We start from the raw sequence: 23701 nt of genomic DNA, 5'->3' as shown, positions 1-23701 counted from the left end.
CGCAGATGGCCCTGATTTTTCGGTGGCCCTGGCCCGCGCAACCCCCAGTCCGAAACCTTTCGGGAATTTCCGAAACCATCTGGCGTATTCGGTCAGTAGTTCTGACATCGTCATTCATACGGCCACCCCACCCAGCATGAGACGCGCAAAAACCTCTGCATTCTCCGACAGAATCCGCACAGTTTCCTGCAAGGAGGAATGCAAACTATCCTACAGCGGAAAATCATACGCTAACATCCAGCAATCACCCCTGTGGGAACAGCAGCGTGAGGGCCTGCCAAAACATTTCGGAAACAGAAAGGCCGACCCAGACAGGATCGGCCAAAGTCTATGTGCAAGAAAGACGGCGCCGCATCCCATAGCGGCGCCGGAAAAGCTTTTGCAGATCAGCTGTTGAGCAGCTTGCGCAGGCTTGCGAGGGCGCGCTCACGTTCTTCCTGATAGCCGATCAGCCCGGCGTAATCGCCATTGGCATCGAAAAGCAGCATGGTCGAGGAATGGTCCATCGTGTAATCGCCGCTCTCCATCGGGGATTTGCGGGCATAGATGCGGAAAGCCTTGATCGCCTTGGCCACCTCTTCCGGAGCCCCCGAGACACCGATCACGCCCGGCACCCACGAGACGTATTCGCGCAGCGTCTCGACCGAGTCACGCTCGGGATCGACGGTGACGAAAAAGACCCGCAGCGCCTTGCCGTCCTCGCCCAACTCTTCCTGCCAGCTGGCCACATCGCCCAGGGTCGTCGGGCAGACATCGGGGCAATGGGTAAAGCCAAAGAACACCGCCGAGGGCTGGCCCTTCAACGACGCCTGGGTGAACTCCGTCCCCTCGGTCGTGGTCAGGCTGTATTCGCCGCGCCCCAGCGCGGCCGCCCCGGTATCAGCGATCGAGCCAGTCCCCGACCGGGGCGAGACAAGCTGGAACCAGCCTACCCCCAGCACGGCCAGAGCCACCAGCGCCCAAAGAACATAGCGCAGGGGTTTCAGCCCGGATTTGTGTTCAGTGGCCATGATGTGCGTTCCCCTTGTCTTCGGTGCCGGCATTGCGGGGACCAACCCGCAGCGGCAGAGTGACTTCGCCCGCTTTCTCGAATTTCAGCGTGACATTGACCGTCTCGCCCTCGACCAGCGGCTGTTTCAGCTCCATGAACATCAGGTGATAACCGCCGGGCTTAAGTTCAACCGTTTCACCGGCGGGAATAGTCAGGCCCTCGGGCAGCTGGCGCATCCGCATGACCTCGCCCTCCATCGCCATCTCATGGATCTCGGCGCGGCCGGCAAAATCGACGCTGGCCGATATCAGCCGATCCCCGGCTCCGGCATTGGCTATGGTCACGAACCCGCCAGCGACCGGCGCGCCAGGAGGTGTGGCGCGGCTGAAGCCGTTGCTCAGCGTCAGATCACCCAGCTTGATCGCGCCATCATCCGCCGCAGCATTATGGCCGCCGTGCCCGTGATCGCCCTTGCCAGCGGTGACGGTAACACCTGGCGCAGGATTCGGCACCTCTTTGCTGCCCGAGACATCGGTCCAGTCCTCGCGGCCATTCGCGCATTCCTGCACCGTTTTGAAATACAGCACCGTCTCGGGCGCGATATCAGCCCCGACCGTGCCGCGGATGACGAATTCATCGTACCAGTCATCCTGCAGATCGCCACCCGACCAGATCACCTCGCGTGTGCCTTCGGTCATCTCTTTGCCATGATTGTCAAAGGGTTTGGCATAGGGGCCCTTGACGGTTTCCAGCGTCCAGCCCGCCTTGGGCATCGGCTTGGCATTATAGAACCCCTCGGGCAGTTCGACGCGCAGGGTATTGGTTGCCTGACCCTCACAACCGTGACCGACGCGGATCACCGCACGATAAGTCGAGCCTGCCGCAGCCTCTTTTTGCTCAAGCGTGGCGTGGGAAAGAGCGGGAGTGGCAGCAAGGCCAAGCAGCGTGGCGCAAAGCGCACGGAAAACATGGTTTTTCATGACATATCTCATCTGATGGGAATTGCCCCCGAACCTCATGGTCACAGGGTTTTGCAGCAAATATCTCCGTCAGATGATCGCAGGCGGCCCCCGCGCCGAGGGTAAAAGCAGCATCCCGCCATGCGGCAGGGCTGCAGGCGCAGGCCAAAGCGCAAGCCGCGCCTCGGCCGCCTGCGGCAGGGCCATGGGGGCCGAACCCGAACCAAGCAAAGGCTGGCCATGCGGGCTCCAGTCGCATGTGTGATGATCGCCGTGCGGCGCCTGTTCTTTGGGGATCAGACTGCCGTCGGGGGCGACAGCCATCTCGACCAGCCCGACGCCCGAACATAGCACGACGGTAATTCCGCCCTGCGCATCGCGGCTTAGCATGGTGCCCGGCAGAATCAGCGAGAACAGCAGGAACGGCAGAACCGCCAGCCAGCAGCACAGCCGCCGCAGCGCGTCCTTTCTTGACCGATATGCGTCCCCGACCTGCATAGGGGCAGCCCTGTCAGAAATCTGCGTTCCGGAAAAGGGGCAATCTGCCGCAGTCACCGTCTGATCGTCCGTGCCAGAACCATGACCGGCAAGATGCCGATCACCACGATGATCAGCGCCGCGATAGCAGCATCCTCATAAGTGCCGCGCGCTGCCTCGCCGTAAAGATGGGTCGAAAGCGTCTCGAAATTCAGCGGCCTCAGCAACAAGGTCGCGGGCAGCTCTTTGACGCAATCGACAAAGATCAGCAGCCCCGAGGCTGCAAGCGCCGGGCGTGAGATCGGCACATGAACCTGTCGGAACACCTGCACCGGATTGCGCCCCAGCGTGCGTGCCACATGGTCAAGCGAACGCGGCACCCGGCTAAGCCCCGCCTCGATCCCTCCGGTAGCGATGGCCAGAAAGCGCGCGGCATAGGCATAGATCAGCGCCGCGCCAGAGCCCAGCAGCAGCAACCCGGGTGCCGCACCGAACAGCGTCTGCGACACCGCCGAGATCTGACGGTCGACCAGCGCAATCACCGGTAAAAGGCCGATTGCCAGAATGGTCCCCGGCACTGCGTAACCCAGTGTCGAAAGCCGCGCCATGCTTTGGGTCAAGGGGCCGGGCCGCAGCCGCGCCGCCCCCGTCACAACCAGCCCCAGCAGCAGCGCAACCAGCGTCGCCACAACGGCGAAAAAGGCGGTGTTTGCAGCCTCTTCCAGAATGCGCGGCGACAGGCCGGCAAAACGGTAGCGGCTCCACGCTGCGGCCACCAGATAGCAGGCAGGGGCAACGAACCCCAGCATGATCGGCAGCGCGCAGACCAGCATCGCCCCCAAGGTCCGCCAGCCTCGCAGGCGCGTACGGCGCAGGGGCTGGCTGCGCTGCGCTCCGGCTGCATAGTGCTGACGCTTGCGGCCCCGGCGTTCAAGCAGCACCAGCGCCATGATGATCGCCAGCATCGCCAGTGCGATCTGCGCCGCCCCCGGCAGATCCGAGCGGTTGATCCACGTCGAATAGACCGAGACGGTCAGCGTGCGCACGCCCAGAAACTCGGCCGCGCCAATATCGTTCATCGCCTCCATCAGCGCCAGCGCGGTGCCGATGGCCACTGCTGGCCGCGCCAAGGGCAAGGTAACGCGCAGAAAGGTCGCAACCGGCCCGGCGCCCAGCGTCCGACCTGCGTCCAGCAGGTTGCCGGCCTGCATGGCAAACAGCGCCCGCACCGGCAAATAGACATAGGGGTATAGCACCATCCCCAGCAGAAAGATGCAGCCCGGCATCGAGCGGATATCGGGCAGGCGGAACTCCCTCGGGCTGGAATAGCCAAGCAAATGGCGGATCGCCCCCTGCACCGGCCCAACCGGGTGCAGAAGGTCCAGATAAGCATAGGCGACGATGTAGGTCGGCACAGCCAGCGGCAAAAGCAGCGCCCAGCCGAAAAACCGCCGCCCCGGGAAATCGCACGAGGCAACCAGCCATGCCGTTACTGTGCCAAGGGTAGCGACGATGATGCCGACCCCCAGCAGCAGGATCACCGTCTGTTGCACCGCCACCGGCAGCACATTGCTGATCAGATGCGTCCACAGTCCCGGACTGCCCTGCAGTGCAAAAAGCCCCAGCGCAAGCACAGGCAATAAAACCAGCGCGGCGACAGCTATAGCTGCCGCCTGCCAGCCTGCCCCCGCGCGATCACGGGGGCTTTGCACCAGTTCAGGGTTCATCCGGTCGGTGCCTGCAGGGTCTTAGTTGTCGAAGCCCACCGCCTCGGCCAGTTCGCTCGCAGCTTTGCGCTGACGGGCGATCTCGGTCAGATCGGTGCCATCGGCTTTCAGACCGGCCAGATCCTCGATCACCGGGCTGACCGCGACACCGGCTTTGACCGGATATTCAAAGTTCGCTTCGGCATACAGTTTCTGCGCATCGTCCGAGACCAGATATTCCAGCAGCTTGACCGCCTGATCACGGTTCGGCGCATGTTTGGCCACAGCCGCACCCGAGACGTTCACCTGAGTGCCGCCGTTTTCAAAGGTGGGCAGGATGACCTTGATCGCCTTGACCCATTCCTCTTGTTCGGGACCACCGGCGCCACTGCGCATCAGGCCAACGTAATACGAGTTCGCAATGCCGATTTCGCAAATGCCGCCCATGATGTCGCGCGCCACATCGCGGTCGCCACCGCCAGCCTTGCGGGCAAGGTTAGCCTTGACGCCTTCAAGCCAGGTTTTAGCGGCCTCTTCGCCGTGATGGACGATGTAAGAGGCGGTCAGCGCGACGTTATAGGGATGCTGGCCGGAACGGATGCAGACCTTGCCCTTCCATTCGGGCTTGGCCAGATCCTCATAGGTAAAGCTGGTCAGATCCAGATCCTTGTTGGCGTAAAGTACCCGCGCCCGCTGCGACAATGCAAACCAGTTGCCATCCTTGTCGCGCAGATTTTCGGGGATCGCGGCGCTCAGGGCCTCGGATTGCACCGGCTGGGTCAGGCCGCGATCAGCCAGATCGACCAGATTGCCGATATCGACGGTCATCAGCACATCGGCGGGCGAGGCCGCACCCTCTTGCTCGACCCGCTCGGCCATCCCGTCCTTAAGGAAGATCGTATTGACCTTGACCCCGGTCGATTCGGTGAAGGACGCCAGCAGCGGCTCGATCAGATTCGGCTCGCGCGTGGTGTAAAGGTTCAGTTCTTCAGCACTTGCAGCCATCGCCTGCGCTGCCAGCAGTGCCCCGATCAGCCCGGATAGTCCAACACGCATCACCAGTCCTCCTTGCGATTTCTCGACACGTTTACTAAACTTATTACTAAAGTAAACTATTCTCATCCGGTTACGGTCACGAAGGGGGCCCGATGAACCAGTTCGCCAGCCCTCCTGAATGGGCGAGCCAGGTGGATGTTCGGGGGCTGGCCGCGCAGGCCGCCCCGCAAGATCCCATGCTGGAGGTCGAGGCGCTTTGCCGCCGCTTTGGTGACACCCCTGCCGTTCAGGATGTCGGCTTTCGCGTCGTGCGTGGTCAGGTGACCTGTCTGCTTGGCCCTTCGGGCTGTGGCAAGTCGACGACGCTGCGTATGATCGCGGGGATCGAGCAGCCCGATTCCGGGCGCATCCGCATCGACGGCCGCCCCATGTGCGACACGGGCACCGTTCTCCCGCCCGAGCGGCGCCCGGTTGGCCTGATGTTTCAGGATTTCGCGCTGTTTCCGCATCTCGACGTCGCCGCCAATGTCGGCTTTGGCCTGCAAGGCCCGGCGGCAGACAGACGCAACCGCGTGGGTGAACTGCTGGAGCGCGTGGGTCTGTCGGGCTATGCGACGAAGTACCCTCATGAGCTTTCGGGGGGTGAACAGCAGCGCGTCGCGCTGATCCGCGCGCTGGCGCCGCGCCCTTGCCTGATGCTGATGGATGAGCCCTTTTGCAGCCTCGACAACCGGCTGCGCGACGGCGTGCGCGATGCGGCGCTGGACCTTCTTCGCGAAACCGGGACGACCGTACTGATGGTCACCCACGACCCCGAAGAGGCGATGTTGATGGGCCATCGCATTGCCGTCATGCGCAAAGGACGGCTTGTCCAGGAGGGCCCGCCGCAGGATCTTTACGACCGCCCGGCGGATCGCGGCGTTGCTGCCTTCTTTTCCGATCTTAACACACTTGCAGGACGTGTGTCAGGCGGCCGGGTTGAAACCGCACTGGGGGCATTCCCTGCCCCCGGTCTTATCGAAGGCAGCCGGGCCGAGGTTGTCATTCGCCCGCAACACCTGATCCCCTCGCATATGGACGGAGCACCGGCGCGGGTCGAGCGTGCCCGCTATCTGGGCCGCGAAAGCCTGATCGAAACGCGGCTTGAGCCCGGAGGCGCGCTGATGAAATCGCGCGTCCCCGGTCTGGTCCTGCCCGCCCAAGGCAGCCTGATCCACCTTGCCGTCCAGCACGGCGCGGCAATGGTCTTTGCCAGCAAGGACAGCTGAGCCTTATTGCGCTGCCTCACGGCAGGCCACACCGGCATCAAGCAGCGCCCGGATCTCGGGCCGGCATGAACCGCAATTGGTACCCGCGCGCAACGCCTGCCCGACCGCCTCGACCGAAGTCAGGCGGCGACTGGCGATAGCTTTGACTATACTGTTGACGCCGATACCGAAACAGGCACAGACAAGCGCCCCCTCATCCGGGCGGCCGGCTCCGGGGCGGCCAGCCAGCACCTCGGCTCCACCCTCGCAAAGCAGTGCCGTGATATGGCTTCGCGACAGGGCCACCGGCCCGGCCGCAACGAATAACGCCGCCTGCAAGCGGCCATCGCGCAGAAAGGCCAGCCGCACCTGGCCGCGTGCGCGGTCGTGCACGACCAGCGGCTCATCCTCCAGGCCAAACAGGGCCCGGGCATGGTCGGTCCAGTCCGCAGGCGGCTTTCGCCCAGCCAGTTCGGCCTGCACGCCATTGGGCAGGATCGCCCGCGCCCAATAGTCGCAGTCGGGTCGTATCTCACCGGCAGAAACGGCAAAACCGAACCAGCGCGCCGCGAACGGCCTGATCGCCACCGCCGCCGATTTCAGCGCCGGCTGGCCCGAGACCGGATCCGTCGCGCCCGGCACCAGCGCATCAACCCGGCCCGTGGGCGCGGTCTCGCCCGTCCAATGCATCGGCGCAAAAGGATGCCCCGGCGCGACGCGGTCGCTGACCAGCACGCGCAACACCGCGCTTCCATGTGCATTGGTCACCTCGGCAAGGGCTGCAGGTTGCAGGCCCAGTTGGGCAGCGTCGGTCGGATGCAGCTCAAGATAAGGTTCGGCCAGATGCCGGGACAGGCGTGGTGACAGGCCGGTGCGGGTCATCGTGTGCCAATGATCGCGCACCCTACCGGTGTTCAGCCGGAACGGATAGGCCTCACTGACCGGCTGCGGGGGGCGCGGCGTAACCGCGACCATCCGCCCGCGCCCCGAGGGCGTGTGAAAGCGCCCGTCGCCAAAGAACCGCCCGCCTTGCTTTGTGGCCGATTGTGGCCAAAGGAACGGCTCAAGCGCATCATATTGCGCCACGCTGATCTCGGCATGAGCCGAGATATCAAAATCGCTACCGAGACCCGCCGCCACGCCCGACAAGGCCGCGTATTCGGCAAAGACCTGCGCCGGGTGCTGCCAGCCAAAGGATGCGCCCCAGCCCATACGCCGCCCGACCTCGGCAAGGATGCGCCAGTCGTCCCGCGCCTGTCCGGGCGGGGTAAGAACGCGGCGCTGGCGACTGATGCGGCGTTCGGAATTTGTGACCGTGCCGTCCTTTTCACCCCAGCCGGTCGCAGGCAGGGCGACATGCGCAAACCGCATGGTGTCAGTCTGTGCCATGATGTCCGAAACAACAACAAAATCGCAGCCCGCGATGGCACGGGCGACGCGGTCAGCCTCGGGCAGGGTTACGGCGGGGTTCGTGCAGATGACCCACAGCGCCTTGATGCGCCCCTCTTCGACGGCGCGGAACATATCCACGGCCTTCAGCCCAGGGCGCTGCGCCATGCGCGGGGCGTTCCAGAAGGCACGCACCGCCTCTCGATGGTCGGGGTTCCCGATCTCAAGGTGACAGGCCAGCATATTGGCCAGCCCGCCGACCTCGCGCCCGCCCATGGCATTGGGCTGACCTGTGACGCTGAAGGGTCCCATTCCCGGCCGGCCGATCCGCCCGCTGGCCAGATGACAGTTCAGGATCGCATTCACCTTGTCGGTGCCGCTGTCGGATTGATTCACGCCCTGCGACCAGACTGTCACCACCTTGTCGCTGTGCATCCACAGATCAAAGAACTGCCGCAACTGGCTATGCGCCAGCCCCGTCACAGCAGGGGAAGTGGCTCGCGCAGCCGTCAGCGCCTCTTGGATATTTTCAAGATCGTCGGGACAAACCTCTGATCTGCGGCTGATTTCCGCAAGTAACAGGTTGAAAAGTGCGGCATCAGAACCCGGTGCGATTTGCAGATGCAGATCGGCGACATCACAGGTCGCGGTGCGGCGCGGGTCGATAACGATGACCCGCGTCCCCCGTGCTTCGCGCGCGGCCACCAGCCGCTGGTAAAGGACAGGATGGCACCAGGCGAGGTTTGAGCCGACAAGCACCACCGTATCGGCCAGCTCAAGATCCTCGTAAAGCCCGGGCACCGTGTCAGAACCAAAGGCGCGGCGATGCCCCGCAACCGCAGAAGCCATGCAAAGGCGCGAATTGGTGTCGATATTGGCCGAGCCGATATAGCCTTTCATCAGCTTGTTGGCGACATAGTAATCCTCGGTCAGAAGCTGACCCGAGACGTAGAAGGCGACCGAATCCGGGCCATGCGCAGCGATAGTTTCGCAAAAGCGGCGGGCAATGAGGTCCAGCGCCTCATCCCAGCCCGCCTCGCGGCCATGAATGCGCGGGGCACGCAGCCGGCCGCGATGGCCGGCCGTCTCGCCCAGGGCCGCGCCCTTGACGCAAAGCCGACCGCGGTTCGCCGGATGCGCGGGATCGCCCGCCACCGCAAGCCCGCCACCGCCATCAGGCGTCGCAAGCACGCCGCAACCGACGCCACAATAAGGACAGGTGGTGCGGATGGTCTGCATCGCGCGGCTCATTCAGCAGCCACCGGCAGCGGGTCGTCCCCCTCGGCCCCCCGGGCGGGCGCGGTCCGGTGATGGGTGGCGTAGATCATGGCACCGACAAAGGTCAGCCCGCCGACCAGATTGCCCAGAACCGTCGGTATCTCGTTCCAGATCAGGTAGTCGCCGATGGTGAACTGGCCGCCAAGCAACAGACCTGCCGGGAACAGGAACATGTTCACGATGGAATGTTCAAACCCCATGTAGAAAAACACAAGGATCGGCATCCACATCGCGATCACCTTGCCCGAAACGCTGGTGGACATCATCGCCGCGACCACTCCGGTCGAGACCATCCAGTTGCACATCACCGCGCGGATAAACAGCGTCAGCATCCCCGCCGCGCCATGGGCCGCATAGCCCAGCGTACGCCCTTCGCCGATATGGCCGAGCTTTTCGCCGACCGCATTCGGGGCCTCGGAAAAGCCGAATGTGACGATGATCGCCATGAAAACCGCAACCGTAAAGGCCCCGGCGAAATTGCCGCAAAAGACCAGGCCCCAGTTGCGCATCATGCCGCCCGGCGTGACGCCCGCCCGGCGGTCGATCAGCGCCAGGGGCACAAGTGTGAACACCCCGGTCAACAAGTCAAAGCCCAACAGATACAACATGCAAAACCCGACCGGAAACAGCAGCGCCCCCAGCAGCGGCTCGCCGGTGTTCACGGTCACGGTGACCGCAAAGGCCGCCGCCAGCGCAAGGATCGCACCGGCCATATAGGCGCGGATCAGCGTATCCCGGGTGGACATAAAAACCTTGGCCTCGCCCGCGTCGATCATCTTTTTGGCAAAATCGGCAGGATTTACATAGGACATGACAGACCTCCTTCAGGCAGCGTTGGAGCGAAAGACAAGTTCGGCGCTGATCAGAATGCGCCCCTGTTCGACGCGCACGGGCCAGGTGCGGACCGCACCTTCGTCGGCCCCCTGCGCCTGACCCGAGTTCATGTCGAAAACCCAGTTGTGCAGCGGACAGGTCACCCGGTCGCCATGGACGATCCCTTCGGACAGGGGGCCGCCTTTGTGTGGGCAGCGATCATCCAGCGCAAAAACGCGGTCGTCCATGGTACGAAATACCGCCACACAGCCATGAGCGGTGCGGATCACCCGCGCGCCCTGACGGGGAATGTCGTCAAGAGCTCCGATATCGACAAAGACGGTCATTCCGCGGCCTCCAGGGTCAGATCGGCAAGAGGCGCCCAGCGTGGCGTCTCGGTTGCGGTTGAATGTTCGGCCCAGGGGTCCTTGCGATAGACCGACTGGCTGATCTCGAAACGCTGCACGAGGGCATGGCGTGTGGGCAGATCCTCGATCTGGGCTTTCACCCAGTCGAGCCCGGCCTTCGCCACCCATTTGTAGGGCCGGTCCAGATAACGCGCATTCTCGCGGTATAGCTGAATAAAGGCGGTGATGATCTCGACCGCCTCATCTTCGGACGGGGTCGAGGCCAGATGCTCGGTCTCTTTCACCTCCATCCCGGCCGCGCCTGCGACGCTGATCTGATAGCCACTGTCCACGCAGACCACGCCCACATCCTTGCACGTCGCCTCGGCACAGTTGCGCGGGCAGCCAGAGACGCCCAGCTTTACCTTATGCGGCGTCCATGACCCCCAAAGCAGCTTTTCCAGCCGGATACCCAACCCGGTCGAATCCTGGGTGCCAAAGCGGCAGAACTCGCTGCCAACGCAGGTTTTGACCGTGCGCAGCCCCTTGGAATAGGCATGACCCGACACCAGCCCCGCCGCGTTCAGATCGGCCCAGATATGGGGCAGGTCCTCTTTGCGGACACCCAGCAGATCGATGCGCTGGCCGCCGGTGACCTTGACCATGGGCACGGCGAATTTCTCGGCCGCATCGGCGATGGCGCGCAGCTCGGCCGGGGTAGTGACGCCGCCCCACATACGCGGCACCACCGAATAGGTGCCGTCCTTTTGGATATTGGCGTGGTTTCTTTCATTGACGAAACGCGACTGGCGGTCGTCCTGATATTCCAGCGGCCATTCGGCCAGCAGGTAATAATTCAGCGCAGGCCGGCAAGAGTGGCAACCGCCCACGGTTTTCCAGCCCAGTTCCTGCATGACCGCTGGGATGGACTTTAGCTCCATCGAGCGGATCAGCCGCCGCACGTCCTCATGGCTGTGGTCGGTGCATTTGCACATGCCTGCCGGTGCGGAAGCGGCGAACCCGTCACCAAGAACCAGCTTCATCACCTGCTCGACCAATCCCGAACAGGTTCCGCAGGAACCCGAGGCCTTGGTGCAGGCCCGCACCGCATCAAGGGAGGTGGCACCGTTCAGCACCGCCTCGGTGATCGTGCCTTTGCAAACGCCGTTACAGCCGCAAATCTCCGCCTCAGGCGGCAAGGCTGCAACGGCCGCCATAGGGTCCAGCCTGGACCCTCCCTGAAAGGCCGGGCCAAAAATCAGCGTATCGCGCATCTCTCCGACGTCGGTGGCGTCCTTCATCAGCCCGTAAAACCAGTTCCCGTCGGCGGTATCGCCATACATCACCACGCCGATGATGCGGTTTTCCCGCAGGACCAGCCGCTTGTAGATGCCTCGTCCGGGGTCGCGGAAAACGATGTCCTCGCGCCCCTCGCCCTCGGCGAAATCGCCGGCGCTGAACAGATCGCAGCCCGTCACCTTCAGCTTGGTCGCGGTCTGGACCGGCTGAAACAGGGCCTCTTTGCCCATAAGGGTCCGGGCCAGAACCTTGGCCTGATCGTACAGCGGCGCGACAAGGCCAAAAAGCTGGCCGCGATGCTCGACACATTCGCCCAAGGCAAAGATATGAGGATCGCTGGTGCGCAGAGCGTCATCAACGACGATACCCCGTTCGACCTCAAGATGGGCATCATTGGCCAGGCGCACCTCGGGCCGGATGCCGACGGCCATGCAGACCAGATCAGCAGGATAGACGGTACCATCCTCAAGCAGCACCGCCTCGGCCCGGCCATGGCCAAGGATCGCCTTGGTCGCGCCCTTGCAGTGGACCCTGATGCCGCGCCGCTCCAGATCGCGCTGCAACAGATAGCCGGCCGCGGGGTCAAGCTGGCGCTCCATCAGGTGCCCCATCAGATGAATGACGGTAACACTCGCCCCCCGCGCGGCCATGCCCGCTGCGGCCTCAAGCCCCAGCAGCCCGCCCCCGATCACCACTGCGTCCTTGCCAGCAACCCCGGCCTCGATCATCGCGTTGGTGTCTTCCAGATCGCGATAGGTCACGACGCCAGGCAGATCATAACCCGACACCGGGATAATGAATGGCGCCGAACCTGTGGCGATCACCAGCGCGTCATACGCGGCGCTGCTGGCATTGGAGTGGACCCTGCGGTTTGCGCGGTCGATGCGCACCACAGGCTCGCCAAAGCGGCAATCGACACCATGTGCGGCGTACCAATCCGCGTCATGGGTGACGATCTGCTCATAGGTCTTTTCGCCCGACAGGACCGGGGACAGCATCAGCCGGTTGTAATTGCCGCGCGGTTCGGCGTTGAACAATGTGACCTGCCATTCGCCCGGCGCGGCCTCAAACAGATGCTCCAGCAAACGGCCCGAGGCCATGCCAGCTCCGATGACGACAAGTTTCTTCATCGCAGGACTCCTTATCTTTCAGGCGGCTTGCAGGGGCGCGCGGCCCATCTGGCGGATCGAGGCGTGCATCCACAGCGTGCAGGCTGCGACGAGCGCGAAAAGCGCGATGAAACAGCTGGACCACAGCCCGGTCTGATCGCGCAGCCAGCCAAAGAGCAGCGGCAGGACGAAACCGCCCAACCCGCCGATCATGCCGACAAGGCCGCCGACCGCGCCGACATGAGCGGGATAATAGCTGGGAATGTGCTTATAGACGGCCGCCTTGCCGAGGCTCATGAAAAAGCCAAGGACAAAGATCACGATCAGGAACACCGAAACCGGCACAGCCCCGGGCAGCGACAGGATCGCGGTCGCGGCAAGTGAGACGATAAAGGTCGCATACATCACCGACCGCGCCCCGATCCGGTCCGACAGCACGCCTCCATAGGCGCGAAAGATCGAACCGGGGATCGAATAGGCCGCGCCGATCATCCCGGCAGTCCTGATGTCGAACCCGTAAACCTGCGTCAGGTAATGCGGCAGCCACAGGGCCAGCGCCACGAAACCGCCAAAGCTGAAGAAGTAATAGGCCGAAAAGCGCCAGACCCGCATCTGGGCAAGCGGTGCGAACTCGGCCCGCAGCGAGGTTCTGCGCCCTGCCCCGGTGGCGGTGACCGGATCCTCTTTGCTAAAGATCCAGAACAGTACCGCAGTCAGCGCCAGCGCAGCAGCCCAGATCTGCGCTGTCGCCTGCCAGCCAAAGGCCAGCATGACAAAAGGCGCCACGAATTTGGTCAGTGCAGCGCCGACATTGCCGGTGCCAAAGATGCCCAGCGCCGTGCCCTGACGCCCCTTTGCATAAAAGCGTGAAACATAGGCGACGCCGACCGCGAATGACCCGCCGGCCAACCCGACGCCAAGCGCGGCAATAAGCATCTGCGGCCAGGTCGATGCCCAGGACAAAAGAAAGGTCGCAACCGCGGCTGCGAGCATGGTCAGCGTATAGACGCGCCGCCCGCCCAGCCGGTCGGTCAGTACGCCCAATGCAATCCGCACCAGCGAGCCGGTCAGGATCGGCAGCCCGATAAGCAGGCCAAACTGAGTTTCGCCGAGCAACAGCTCTTCGCGGATCTGTAACCCGATGATCGAAAAAATGGTCCAGACGGCAAAGCAGATGGTGAAGGCAAAGGTCGAGAAGCCCAACGCGCGGCAGGCCTCGGCAGGTGATGCGGGGGATGTCTGAGAGGTAAGGGCGGGCATGATGGCTCCGATGCGTTTCTGATGGCGAAGGCTGTCGGAAAGCGTGGGCCGGGCGGCAAAGGGCCGCGGCGGAACATGCGCTTTCAGGGGGGATGGATCTCCGCGCCCTTGCGGAATCCGTGCCGCATCATTGCGAGCGGGCCCATGGCGCGCCGTTGCGTCGGGCCATGAGTTCAGACTGGATCAGGGAAAACGTTGGATCAAGGATTGATGCGGCATCGCAGCATTACCTGACCGCTTCGCCCGAAAGCCGGGCAGGCAAACGAGTAGTCTGCCTGCAAAACGCTCAATCCGCGAAAGGCGGCTCAAACACCGTGCCATCAAAGAACGCATCGGCACGCAGAATCATCTGGCCTTTTTCGGCACCGACCTCGCGATCCTCGGTCAGGGCACCTTCAAGCCGGGCCGAGGCTCCGGGCAGGGCGGCCCCGGCCGCGCGCAGGTGCTGACGGTAAAGATCGGTACGGAAATGCGCCATCGCCCGCCGCATTGCGGCATCGGGCTGTAACCCATAGCGCCGCGCAATGCGCTGCGCAAAAAGCGCGGCAAGGCTTTTCCACGGAAAGGTCGCGGCACCGGCGTGAAAGGCGACAAAGCCCGGCACGTGGCGGATTTCGCCCGAAGGGGTCACCTGCAAGCGCCCGGTCAGACCGCGTTCAGCCAGTTCGGCGGGCAGGTCCAGATATTCGCGCCGCGACAGAATCTCGGCAGCGGTATCGCGGTTCTCACGCTCATCCAGCCAGCGCCCGGCACGCCAGATCGCGCGCATCAGCGCCCCCGTCATCTCGGGCTCGGCCGCGATAAAGTCCCGTCGCAGCACCAGCCCCTTTTCAGGCGGAGAGGCCCAGACAGCCGTGCCGGGCAAAAGCAGCGCCGCGACACCCCGATCCACCGCGCTGGAGGCCCATGGCTCACCAACGCAAAATGCATCGACCTCGCCCGCCGCCATGGATTCCGCCATCAGCGGGGGCGGCACGGTCACGACCTCAGGCGCCGCATCGAAACCGCAGATGCCAAGCCAGTGCTGCATCAGCTCCAGCTGGGTCGAGAAATGAAACGGCACCCCCACGCGCAGCCGCTCGGGCGCCGCGCGGCGCAGTGCCTCGCCGGCCTTGCGCGCGTCACGAAAGTCGAAGTCATGGCCCAGATCACGCATCCGCGCAGCCAAGGCAGCACTGACCGCCACCGCCTGCCCGCCCTGGGACAGAAACATCACCAGATCCAGATCCGGCAGGGCCGGACCCAGCCCCATCGCCTGCGCTACCGGCATGGGCGCCAGCATATGCGCGGCCTCGATCAGCCCCGCGCCCAGCATGTCCCGGGCCTGCGCCCATGCGCCAAGGCGCAAAAGGCTGAACTCAAGCCCCTCTTCAGCAGCAAAGCCCAATTCGGCCGCGACGATCAGCGGCGCAGCGTCGATCAGCGGCACATAGCCAAGGCGCACAGATGTCAGCCGCATGAAAGCAACCCCGCGGCAAGGACAAGCTGCTGGGCGATCTCGGCCACGCGTTTGCCCTGATCCATCGCCGTCTTGCGCAGCAGGGCATAGGCGGCCTCTTCGTCGATGCCGCGCGCCTTCATCAGTACGGCCTTGGCGCGGTCGATGACCTTGCGCTCTTCCAGCGCGGCGCGGGTCGCGGCCAGTTCCGCGCGCATACGCTGAAACATGTGAAACCGCGCAATGGCCGCATCAAGGATCGGCTTGATCCGGTCGGGGCGCAGCCCGTCCACGACATAGGCGGAAATCCCAGCCTCGACCGCAGCTCGGGTCAGATGCTCGTCCGAGCGGTCGACGAACATGGCCACCGGCCGTTCGGTCGGACCCGACGCCAGCGCCAGCTCTTCGAGCACGTCGCGTGAAGGGTTGGCAAGATCAATGAGCACGATATCTGGCCGAAACTCGGCGATGTGGCGGGCAAGGCCGGTTTCCTCCGAGATGATGCGAATGTCGTGGTCTCCGATCTCGCGCAGCCCGTCCACGATCGGGGCGGCACGTTCCGGGTCGGGCTCGATGACCACGATCGAAAGACGCTTGTCCATCTGGTTCCTGCTCTCTTTCGTCCCAGCAGGTGCCAGCTTGGCGGCGCACCCGCAACGCATCGCGCCCTTGCCGCGCGCGCCATCCGTCATCTGCGCAAGGACCGGGCAGATATTCCGCCCGCCGCCCGCATCCCGGGCAGAACACGGGTTCCGCCGGGGCGCGAACATTGCAATGCCGCCTGACCGGGCAAGTGCGACACGGGGTTGCCTGCCATCAGGGCGCGCCCGGTTTTCTGCCGCCCCCGGCACGGTTCGCGCTGGTTCTGCGCCGCCGCGAGGCCGTTAGCTTGGCGCAGTTCCCTTCGTCCTTATCCGGAGAACGTCCGCATGAAACTCCCATCCCTTACCGCATCGCTGCTTTCCGCTTTGATCGGCACGGCTGCGCTGGCCGAGGACACATCCGAGCCGATCAAGGTCGGCATCCTGCATTCGCTGTCGGGCACGATGGCGATTTCCGAGACCACGCTTAAAGACGCCATGCTGATGCTGATCGAGCAGCAAAATGCCAGGGGCGGCGTCCTTGGCCGCAAGCTGGAACCAGTGGTGGTCGACCCGGCCTCGGACTGGCCGCTTTTTGCTGAAAAGGCGCGCGAGCTGATCGCGGGTGATCAGGTGGCCGCTGTCTTTGGCTGCTGGACCAGCGTGTCACGCAAATCGGTGCTGCCGGTGTTTCGCGAACTCGACAGCATCCTGTTCTATCCCGTCCAATACGAGGGCGAGGAATCCGAGCGTAACGTCTTTTACACTGGCGCGGCACCAAACCAGCAGGCGATCCCCGCAGTCGAATATCTGATGGATCAGGGGGTCGAACGTTGGGTGCTGGCCGGCACCGACTATGTCTATCCACGGACCACGAACAAGATCCTTGAGCAATTTCTTAAGGACAGGGGCGTCGCGGATGAGGATATCCTGATCAACTACACGCCCTTTGGTCAGTCCGACTGGCAGACGATCGTTTCGGACATCAAGGCCTTTGGCAGCACTGGCAAGAAAACGGCAGTCGTCTCGACCATCAACGGCGATGCGAACGTGCCTTTCTATAAGGAACTTGCCAATCAGGGCATCACCGCCGAACAGATCCCCGTCGTCGCCTTTTCCGTCGGCGAGGAAGAGCTGGCGGGCATCGACACCGCGCCGCTGGTCGGTCACATGGCCGCATGGAACTATTTCCAAAGCGTGGACGACCCTGCGAATTACGAATTCATCGACGCCTGGCACAAGTTCACCGGCAGCGACAAACGCGTGACCAACGACCCGATGGAGGCCCATTACATCGGCTTTAACATGTGGGTGAAGGCGGTCGAAAAAGCCGGCACCACCGACCCCGACAAGGTCATCGACGCCATGGTCGGCATCGAGGTTCCGAACCTTACGGGTGGCAAGGCCATCATGGGCAAGGATCACCACATCACCAAGCCGGTCATGGTGGGCGAGATCAATGCCGAGGGCCAGTTCGACATCGTCTGGGAAAGCGAAGGCGAGGTTCCCGGCGACGCCTGGTCCGATTACCTGCCCGGCTCAAAGGATCTGATCGCCGATTGGACCGATCCGATCCGCTGCGGCAATTACAACACCACGACCAAGACCTGCGGCGGCGCCGAAACCACCGCATCGAACTGATCCCATCCATGAAGAAAGACCGCGCGCCGCACCCTTGTAGTGCCGCGCGCGGGCCAGGCGAGGGACCATATGCGACTGATCCGGCTGATCCTGCTTTGCCTTATCATGCCCGCCGCAGCGCTGGCGCAAAGCTTTGAGGAAATCGCCAGAGCCCTGCCCGAGGGCAGCTATGACGACCGCGCGGACCGTGTCTCGGCACTGGCCAGCAGCGGCGATCCCCGGGCCGAGGCGCTGTTGACCGCACTGGTCGGCGGCGATCTGGCAGTGCTGAAATCCGACGGCCGGTTGGTAATCGTCACCGATGGCAGCGCCACAGATGCGCTGAGCGGCGATCCCGCAGGCTCGGTCACCCGCCGGGATGTGACCCCGGTGCGGGTGAACAACAACCTGCGTGGCCATGTTCGTGCCGCCTTGGGAACGCTGGGTCTTGTCGCCGAAAGCCCCGCCGCCCGCACCCGCGCCGCCGCGCAGGTCGAGGCCGCGCCCGATCCCGCGCAGCTATCCGCATTGGAGGCTGCACTATCGCGGGAAACCGACACAAAAGCCCGCGACGCGCTGGAAATTGCGCGGGCATCAGTGCTGCTTGTCGCGCCCGATGCCACACCCGACGAACGGGCCGAGGCCCTTGCCCTGATCGCCGAGCGGCGTGGCGCGGCGGCGCAAGGTCGGATCCGCCCGCTGCTCTCTGATCCGGCGCTAAAGGATGCAGCCCGGACGGCGCTTGCAGATATCGAACGCGCCGAGGCACTGCGTGGATGGGGGTTGACGCTTTGGCAGGGGTTGTCGCTCGGCTCGGTTCTGCTGCTTGCGGCCATCGGCCTGTCGATCACCTTTGGCGTCTGCGGCGTCATCAATATGGCGCATGGCGAACTGGTGATGCTTGGCGCCTATACGACCTTCATGGTCCAAGAGGTCATCCGCACCCACGCGCCGGGGCTTTTTGACTGGTCGCTGGCGATTGCCCTGCCGCTTGCCTTTCTTGTCACTGCCGCCATCGGCATCGCGGTTGAGCGTGGCATCGTACGCAGGCTTTACGGCCGGCCGCTTGAAACTCTGCTTGCCACATGGGGCGTCAGCCTGATCCTGCAACAGGCGGTCCGCTCGATCTTTGGGCCAAACAACCGGCAGGTCGGCAACCCCTCCTGGATGTCGGGCAGTGTCGAGGTGCTGGGCCTGTCGCTGACCTGGAATCGCATCTGGATCATGTTGTTCGCGCTGGCCGTCTTTGGCTTTCTGATGCTGGTGCTGCGCCGCACCGCACTGGGGTTGCAGATGCGTGCCGTCACCCAGAACCGCGCCATGGCGGCGGAAATGGGCATCCGCACCGGCCGCGTCGATGCGCTGACCTTTGGTCTTGGTGCCGGGATCGCCGGGCTGGCGGGGGTGGCGCTTAGCCAGATCGACAACGTCTCACCGAACCTAGGTCAGGGTTATATCGTCGACAGCTTCATGGTTGTGGTCTTTGGTGGGGCAGGCTCACTTTGGGGCACGCTGGCCGGGGCGTTCACGCTGGGCATCGTGAACAAGCTGGCTGAGCCTTTGGCCGGGGCGATGCTCGCCAAGGTGATGATCCTGATCTTTATCATCCTGTTCATCCAGAAACGCCCGCGTGGTCTGTTCCCGACCCGTGGCCGGGCGGTGGAGGGCTGACATGCGCCTGATCGACCGCAACATGACCGTCTTTCTAGGCGGGCTTTTCATCCTTACCGTGGCGATCCCGCTGATGCAGGGCAATATCCTGCCCGGCTATGCTATTCAGCTTGCGGGGAAATACCTTTGCTACGCGCTGCTTGCCGTGGCGCTGGACCTGGTCTGGGGCTATGCTGGCATCCTGTCGCTGGGACATGGTGCATTCTTCGCGCTTGGCGCCTATGTCATGGGCATGCATCTGATGCGCGAGATCGGCGCGCGCGGCGTCTATGCCAATCCCGAACTGCCCGATTTCATGGTCTTTCTGAACTGGGACAGCCTGCCATGGTACTGGCTCGCCTCGGGCAGTTTTGCTGCAACGCTGGCGCTGATCCTGCTCGTGCCGGGCTGCCTGGCCTTTGTCTTTGGCTGGTTCGCCTTTCGGGCACGGGTCAGCGGAGTTTATCTGTCGATCATCACGCAGGCGATGACCTATGCGCTGATGCTGGCGTTTTTCCGCAACGAGATGGGTTTTGGCGGCAATAACGGCCTGACCGACTTCAAGGACCTGCTGGGAGTATCGCTGTCCTCGCCGGAAATGCGACTTGTGCTATTTATCGCTTCGGCGCTGGCGCTGGCGGGCGGGCTGCTGCTTGCCCGGGCGATCACGGCAAGTCACCTTGGCCGGGTGCTGGTCGCAATCCGCGATGCCGAGAGCCGAACCCGCTTTCTTGGCTACCGGGTCGAGCATTACAAACTGTTCGTCTGGACCGTCTCGGCCATGATGGCGGGGGTGGCGGGCGCGCTTTACGTTCCTCAGGTCGGGATCGTGAACCCGGGGGAATTCGCACCCGCAAACTCGATTGAAGTGGTGATCTGGGTGGCGCTTGGCGGCCGGGGCACGCTGGCCGGAGCCGCACTTGGCGCAATCATGGTTGCGCTGACGCGCACATTGCTGACCGGCTGGCTGCCCGACGCGTGGCTGTATGCGCTGGGGGCACTGTTCATCCTCGTCACGCTATATCTGCCCAAGGGGATCGTCGGCGCGCTTGGGGATCTGCGCCCTGCCCGCAAGCAGTCAAAGGAGGTTCCGGCATGACCATTCTCAACATCGACAGCGTATCGAAAAGCTTTGACGGTTTCAGGGCAATCAACGATCTGAACCTTGCCATCGACAAGGGAGAGCTGCGCGCCATCATTGGCCCGAACGGCGCAGGCAAGACCACGATGATGGACCTGATTACCGGTCGTATCCGGCCTGACCGCGGCACGCTGTTCTTTGACACCACCCATGATCTGACGCGACTGGACGAAGCAGGCACCGCCCGGCTGGGCATCGGCCGCAAGTTCCAAAAGCCAACGGTCATCGAAAGCCTGACCGTGGCCGAAAATATCGACCTGGCCCTGGCTGGACCCCGCGACGTCTGGTCGGCCCTGCGTGGCCCACATGGCAAGTCAGCGGCGAAAGAGCGTGCCCGGCTGCTTGATCTGGTGCGCCTGCCTGACCCTGACCTGCTTGCCGGTGCGCTGAGCCACGGCCAGAAACAATGGCTGGAAATCGCGATGTTGCTTGCGCAAAAACCGCGCCTTTTGCTGGTGGATGAGCCCGCCGCCGGCATGACCGACGCCGAGACGATGCGCACCGCAGAGCTGTTGCGCAGCCTTGCGGGCGAGCATTCGATCGTGGTGGTCGAACATGACATGGATTTCGTCCGCGCGCTCGATTGCCGCGTCACGGTCCTGCATCAGGGTCATGTGCTGGCCGAGGGGCCGCTTGACCATGTTTCCCGCAATCCCGAGGTAATCGATGTCTATCTTGGCCGCTGACGCGCTGGTCGTCGAAAATGTCAGCCTGCATTACGGCGCGGCGCAGGCGCTGCGCGGGGTCTCGCTACAGGCACCGGTCGGGCAGGTCACGGCGGTCATGGGCCGCAACGGCGTTGGCAAGACCAGCCTGATGCGGGCCATCACCGGACGCGAAAAGGTCTCGGCCGGACGGATATCGCTTGCCGGCCGCGACCTGACCCATCTGCCGCCCCACGCGCGGGCGCGGGCGGGTGTTGCCTCATGTCCGCAGGGGCGCGAGATATTTCCCTTGCTGACCGTGCGCGAGAATCTTGAGACCGGCTTTGCAGGCCTGCCCCGCGCCGAGCGTCACGTCCCGCCCGAGGTCGATGAACTGTTTCCGATACTGGGTGAGATGGCGCAGCGGCGCGGCGGCGACCTGTCAGGCGGACAACAGCAACAGCTTGCCATCGGCCGGGCGCTGGTGACACGGCCAAAACTATTGGTCCTCGACGAGCCGACCGAAGGCATCCAGCCTTCGGTCATCAAGGACATCGGCCGCGCCATCCGCTATCTGCGCGATCAGGGCCGCATGGCTATCGTACTGGTCGAGCAATATGTCGACTTCGCGCTGGAACTTGCGGACCGCATCATCGTCCTGGATCGTGGCACGGTAGTGATGCAGGGCGAAGCCGCTGCCATGGACCATGACGCCCTGCGCCGTGCGATTGCGGTCTAGCCATCTTGAGCCTGCCCCGGCTTTGGCTAATCTGGCCACGGCAGTGAACAGAGGACGCCATGGCCGAGATCATCCTGCTGACCGGCAAGGCCGCGCCGCTGCCGGGCAGCGATCAGTCGAGCGGTATCGACAAGCACCCGGTTGACCACCCGCTGGCGCTGGGACCGGAGGGCTTTGCGGGCGATGAACAGGCCGACCGGCGCGTGCATGGCGGGCCGGAAAAGGCTGTGCATCATTATCCGTTCGATCACTATGCGGCCTGGCGGGATGAACTGGCCTCTCTGGCGCCCTCGGGGCAGCCGGGGGTTTCGCACCCCCGGACCCCCGCGGGATATTTGGACACGAAAGAAGCTTTTAGGTTGCTGGAGACCGCGGGGGCCTTTGGCGAGAATATCTCGACCCTTGGGCTGGATGAGGGAAAGGTGGCGGTCGGTGACATCTTTCGTCTGGGGTCGGCCCTTGTTCAGGTCAGTCAGGGACGGCAGCCCTGCTGGAAGCTGAACCACCGGTTCGGGGTCGGGGACATGGCCCGCCGCGTCCAGCAAAGCGGGCGCACCGGCTGGTATTACCGTGTCCTGCAACCAGGCACCGTCGCGCCGGGCGACCGGCTGGAGCTGATTGACCGCGTCGCGCCCGATTGGACCCTGCGCCGGCTTTGGCATGCGCTTTATGTGGACCGGCTGAACATGACCGAGTTGCAGGGCATTGCCGCGCTGGAGGTTCTGGCCGAAGGCTGGCGGCGCTATGCCATGCGCCGGCTGGAAAGCGGCCGGGTCGAGGACTGGACGAAGCGACTGGAGGGAAGCCCATGATCCGCCCGCTTGTGATCTCAATTCAGAGCCAGGTGGTTCTGGGCCATGTCGGCAATTCGGCAGCAGTGTTTCCGATGCTTGCCGCCGGACTGGAGGTGACGCCGATCCCGACAGTGATCTTTTCGAATACCCCCGACTACCCAAGTCTGCGCGGCAGACCACTGCCCGGCGATTTCTTTGCCGAGCTGTTGCAGGGGGCCTGGGATCGCGGTTTGCCCGAACGGGCGGATTTCGTGCTGACCGGCTATATCGGCTCAATCGAGGTGGCGCGGCTGATCGCTGATTTCGTCGCCAAAGCCAAAGCGGTCAACCCGCGCCTGCGCTATTACTGCGATCCGGTTCTGGGCGATGAGCAGCCGGGGCTGTATGTGCCCAAAGAGATCGCGGACATCTTTCGCGACCGGCTGTTGCCTATGGCCGATATCGCCTCGCCCAATCCGTTCGAGATTGCATGGCTGACCGGGCAGCCTATCGCAGAGCTGGCGGATGTCCATCACGCAGCAGAGGCGCTGCACATGGCGCCTGAGGCACAGCTGATCGTCACCGGCTGCAAGCTGCGCGAGACCGCGCCCGGTATGCTGGAAAGCGTCATTCGCGGCCCTGACGGGCTGACACGCCATCCGACGCCCCACCTGCCCGTGGCCATGGCCGGGACCGGAGATCTGTTCGCCGGGCTGATCACTGCCGCGCTTGGGCAAGGCCGCAGTCTTGCCCAAGCGGTCGAGTTTGCGCAGGTCCAGACTTCGCGCGCACTGGCACGGGCAGCCGAACTGGGCACCAAAGAGGTCGTGCTGTCGGACCCAGAGTTCCGCGCCGCCCTGCTGAGGGCCTGACCCGCGCTCCGCCTATCATTACAGTTGCGTTTTCATCTCATTTCTGAATCACTGGGCTACCATGATTTGAATGGGGTCATGGATGTCGGGATTAGCTGTCGAGGAAACGCTTGAGCTGTGGGCTTCGTCGCTTCGGGACGTGAAGTTGCGGATGCGGGTGCTGTTCACGCAGGAACGGGTTGCGGTATCGGCAGGGCAGTTTCTCGATGGCCTGCTGGGAGACGAACGGCGCAAGACCGGATGGATGCGGGCAGACGCCGCTGGCGACAAGGGTCCCTGGCGGCAGCAGGCGATCCTCGGTCGGGTGCACTGGGATGCCGATGCCTTGCGCAACATCGTGCGCGACTATGCGCTGGAAACGCTGGCCGATCC

At 63.7% G+C, this 23701-nt stretch carries 20 protein-coding genes and 1 pseudogene; 9 read left to right on the top strand and 12 right to left on the bottom strand.

What is annotated here, in order from left to right:
- Positions 1-386: 386 nt before the first annotated feature.
- From M511_RS07480 to M511_RS07460, 5 genes are all read right to left on the bottom strand, one after another.
- Positions 387-1010 carry an SCO family protein gene (locus M511_RS07480; protein ID WP_085501825.1) on the bottom strand — a complete coding sequence of 208 codons (624 nt, stop codon included), beginning with the start codon at positions 1008-1010 and terminating at the stop codon, positions 387-389.
- Complete coding sequence (locus M511_RS07475) at positions 1000-1971, bottom strand: DUF1775 domain-containing protein (protein ID WP_010394485.1); 972 nt, start codon at positions 1969-1971, stop codon at positions 1000-1002. Before M511_RS07475 ends, M511_RS07480 begins: the two co-directional genes overlap by 11 nt.
- Before the next feature lie 69 nt (positions 1972-2040).
- Positions 2041-2448, bottom strand: coding sequence for a DUF2946 family protein (locus M511_RS07470; RefSeq protein ID WP_085501824.1), 408 nt, complete (start codon positions 2446-2448; stop codon positions 2041-2043).
- 53 nt (positions 2449-2501) lie between these two features.
- Positions 2502-4154 (bottom strand): ABC transporter permease, encoded by a 1653-nt coding sequence (locus M511_RS07465; RefSeq protein ID WP_085501823.1) that lies wholly within the window; start codon positions 4152-4154, stop codon positions 2502-2504.
- Positions 4155-4175: 21 nt separating this feature from the next.
- The gene (locus M511_RS07460; protein ID WP_010394479.1) at positions 4176-5189 is read right to left on the bottom strand and encodes a Fe(3+) ABC transporter substrate-binding protein; all 1014 of its coding nucleotides are present in this window, start codon (positions 5187-5189) and stop codon (positions 4176-4178) included.
- A gap of 92 nt (positions 5190-5281) precedes the next feature.
- Between M511_RS07460 and M511_RS07455 the strand changes: the two genes are divergently transcribed.
- Entirely contained in the window at positions 5282-6397 is a 1116-nt protein-coding gene (locus M511_RS07455; protein ID WP_085501822.1) for an ABC transporter ATP-binding protein, read from the top strand.
- Between the two features lie 3 nt (positions 6398-6400).
- On the opposite strand, the gene M511_RS07450 is transcribed toward M511_RS07455, so the two are convergent.
- The 7 genes from M511_RS07450 to M511_RS07420 all read right to left on the bottom strand — a co-directional run bounded on the left by M511_RS07450 (position 6401) and on the right by M511_RS07420 (position 15911).
- Positions 6401-9004, bottom strand: coding sequence for a nitrate reductase (locus M511_RS07450; RefSeq protein ID WP_085501821.1), 2604 nt, complete (start codon positions 9002-9004; stop codon positions 6401-6403).
- An 8-nt stretch (positions 9005-9012) separates the two neighbouring features.
- Positions 9013-9855: a formate/nitrite transporter family protein gene (locus M511_RS07445; protein ID WP_085501820.1), complete on the bottom strand. Its 843-nt coding sequence runs from the start codon at positions 9853-9855 to the stop codon at positions 9013-9015.
- A gap of 12 nt (positions 9856-9867) precedes the next feature.
- A complete protein-coding gene (nirD, locus tag M511_RS07440; protein ID WP_010394469.1) occupies positions 9868-10203 on the bottom strand; it encodes a nitrite reductase small subunit NirD in 336 nt (111 codons plus the stop codon).
- A complete protein-coding gene (gene nirB, locus M511_RS07435) occupies positions 10200-12632 on the bottom strand; it encodes a nitrite reductase large subunit NirB (RefSeq protein WP_010394468.1) in 2433 nt (810 codons plus the stop codon). The genes nirD and nirB overlap by 4 nt, the downstream gene beginning before the upstream one ends.
- A gap of 18 nt (positions 12633-12650) precedes the next feature.
- The gene (locus M511_RS07430; RefSeq protein ID WP_085501819.1) at positions 12651-13871 is read right to left on the bottom strand and encodes an MFS transporter; all 1221 of its coding nucleotides are present in this window, start codon (positions 13869-13871) and stop codon (positions 12651-12653) included.
- 286 nt (positions 13872-14157) lie between these two features.
- Positions 14158-15330 (bottom strand): CmpA/NrtA family ABC transporter substrate-binding protein, encoded by a 1173-nt coding sequence (locus M511_RS07425; protein ID WP_085501818.1) that lies wholly within the window; start codon positions 15328-15330, stop codon positions 14158-14160.
- A complete protein-coding gene (locus M511_RS07420) occupies positions 15321-15911 on the bottom strand; it encodes an ANTAR domain-containing response regulator (RefSeq protein WP_085501817.1) in 591 nt (196 codons plus the stop codon). Before M511_RS07420 ends, M511_RS07425 begins: the two co-directional genes overlap by 10 nt.
- A 327-nt stretch (positions 15912-16238) precedes the next feature.
- Between M511_RS07420 and urtA the strand changes: the two genes are divergently transcribed.
- The 8 genes and pseudogenes from urtA to M511_RS07380 all read left to right on the top strand — a co-directional run.
- A complete protein-coding gene (gene urtA / locus M511_RS07415; RefSeq protein WP_085501816.1) occupies positions 16239-17531 on the top strand; it encodes an urea ABC transporter substrate-binding protein in 1293 nt (430 codons plus the stop codon).
- A 69-nt stretch (positions 17532-17600) separates the two neighbouring features.
- Positions 17601-19181: an urea ABC transporter permease subunit UrtB gene (gene urtB, locus M511_RS07410; protein ID WP_085501815.1), complete on the top strand. Its 1581-nt coding sequence runs from the start codon at positions 17601-17603 to the stop codon at positions 19179-19181.
- A gap of 1 nt (position 19182) precedes the next feature.
- Positions 19183-20259: an urea ABC transporter permease subunit UrtC gene (gene urtC, locus M511_RS07405; RefSeq protein ID WP_085501814.1), complete on the top strand. Its 1077-nt coding sequence runs from the start codon at positions 19183-19185 to the stop codon at positions 20257-20259.
- A complete protein-coding gene (gene urtD / locus M511_RS07400; RefSeq protein ID WP_085501813.1) occupies positions 20256-20987 on the top strand; it encodes an urea ABC transporter ATP-binding protein UrtD in 732 nt (243 codons plus the stop codon). The genes urtC and urtD overlap by 4 nt, the downstream gene beginning before the upstream one ends.
- Positions 20968-21684 (top strand): urea ABC transporter ATP-binding subunit UrtE, encoded by a 717-nt coding sequence (gene urtE, locus M511_RS07395; RefSeq protein WP_010394458.1) that lies wholly within the window; start codon positions 20968-20970, stop codon positions 21682-21684. Before urtD ends, urtE begins: the two co-directional genes overlap by 20 nt.
- A gap of 59 nt (positions 21685-21743) precedes the next feature.
- Positions 21744-22496, top strand: coding sequence for an MOSC domain-containing protein (locus tag M511_RS07390; RefSeq protein WP_085501812.1), 753 nt, complete (start codon positions 21744-21746; stop codon positions 22494-22496).
- A complete protein-coding gene (gene pdxY / locus M511_RS07385) occupies positions 22493-23329 on the top strand; it encodes a pyridoxal kinase (protein ID WP_010394456.1) in 837 nt (278 codons plus the stop codon). The genes M511_RS07390 and pdxY overlap by 4 nt, the downstream gene beginning before the upstream one ends.
- Before the next feature lie 82 nt (positions 23330-23411).
- Positions 23412-23701, top strand: a pseudogene (locus M511_RS07380) (IS701 family transposase); the annotation flags it as partial.

This window comes from Paracoccus sp. J56 (genome assembly GCF_019633685.1).
In the GTDB taxonomy this organism is placed as follows: Bacteria; Pseudomonadota; Alphaproteobacteria; order Rhodobacterales; family Rhodobacteraceae; genus Paracoccus; species Paracoccus kondratievae.
This window is presented reverse-complemented; position numbering and strand designations above follow the sequence as displayed.

Excerpts from the sequence above, each read along its gene's own strand:
- M511_RS07480 (WP_085501825.1), bottom strand. The coding sequence starts at position 1,010 with ATGGCCACTGAACACAAATCCGGGCTGAAACCCCTGCGCTATGTTCTT.
- M511_RS07475 (WP_010394485.1), bottom strand. The coding sequence starts at position 1,971 with ATGAAAAACCATGTTTTCCGTGCGCTTTGCGCCACGCTGCTTGGCCTT.
- M511_RS07470 (WP_085501824.1), bottom strand. The coding sequence starts at position 2,448 with ATGCAGGTCGGGGACGCATATCGGTCAAGAAAGGACGCGCTGCGGCGG.
- M511_RS07465 (WP_085501823.1), bottom strand. The coding sequence starts at position 4,154 with ATGAACCCTGAACTGGTGCAAAGCCCCCGTGATCGCGCGGGGGCAGGC.
- M511_RS07460 (WP_010394479.1), bottom strand. The coding sequence starts at position 5,189 with ATGCGTGTTGGACTATCCGGGCTGATCGGGGCACTGCTGGCAGCGCAG.
- M511_RS07455 (WP_085501822.1), top strand. The coding sequence starts at position 5,282 with ATGAACCAGTTCGCCAGCCCTCCTGAATGGGCGAGCCAGGTGGATGTT.
- M511_RS07450 (WP_085501821.1), bottom strand. The coding sequence starts at position 9,004 with ATGCAGACCATCCGCACCACCTGTCCTTATTGTGGCGTCGGTTGCGGC.
- M511_RS07445 (WP_085501820.1), bottom strand. The coding sequence starts at position 9,855 with ATGTCCTATGTAAATCCTGCCGATTTTGCCAAAAAGATGATCGACGCG.
- nirD (WP_010394469.1), bottom strand. The coding sequence starts at position 10,203 with ATGACCGTCTTTGTCGATATCGGAGCTCTTGACGACATTCCCCGTCAG.
- nirB (WP_010394468.1), bottom strand. The coding sequence starts at position 12,632 with ATGAAGAAACTTGTCGTCATCGGAGCTGGCATGGCCTCGGGCCGTTTG.
- M511_RS07430 (WP_085501819.1), bottom strand. The coding sequence starts at position 13,871 with ATGCCCGCCCTTACCTCTCAGACATCCCCCGCATCACCTGCCGAGGCC.
- M511_RS07425 (WP_085501818.1), bottom strand. The coding sequence starts at position 15,330 with ATGCGGCTGACATCTGTGCGCCTTGGCTATGTGCCGCTGATCGACGCT.
- M511_RS07420 (WP_085501817.1), bottom strand. The coding sequence starts at position 15,911 with ATGGACAAGCGTCTTTCGATCGTGGTCATCGAGCCCGACCCGGAACGT.
- urtA (WP_085501816.1), top strand. The coding sequence starts at position 16,239 with ATGAAACTCCCATCCCTTACCGCATCGCTGCTTTCCGCTTTGATCGGC.
- urtB (WP_085501815.1), top strand. The coding sequence starts at position 17,601 with ATGCGACTGATCCGGCTGATCCTGCTTTGCCTTATCATGCCCGCCGCA.
- urtC (WP_085501814.1), top strand. The coding sequence starts at position 19,183 with ATGCGCCTGATCGACCGCAACATGACCGTCTTTCTAGGCGGGCTTTTC.
- urtD (WP_085501813.1), top strand. The coding sequence starts at position 20,256 with ATGACCATTCTCAACATCGACAGCGTATCGAAAAGCTTTGACGGTTTC.
- urtE (WP_010394458.1), top strand. The coding sequence starts at position 20,968 with ATGTCTATCTTGGCCGCTGACGCGCTGGTCGTCGAAAATGTCAGCCTG.
- M511_RS07390 (WP_085501812.1), top strand. The coding sequence starts at position 21,744 with ATGGCCGAGATCATCCTGCTGACCGGCAAGGCCGCGCCGCTGCCGGGC.
- pdxY (WP_010394456.1), top strand. The coding sequence starts at position 22,493 with ATGATCCGCCCGCTTGTGATCTCAATTCAGAGCCAGGTGGTTCTGGGC.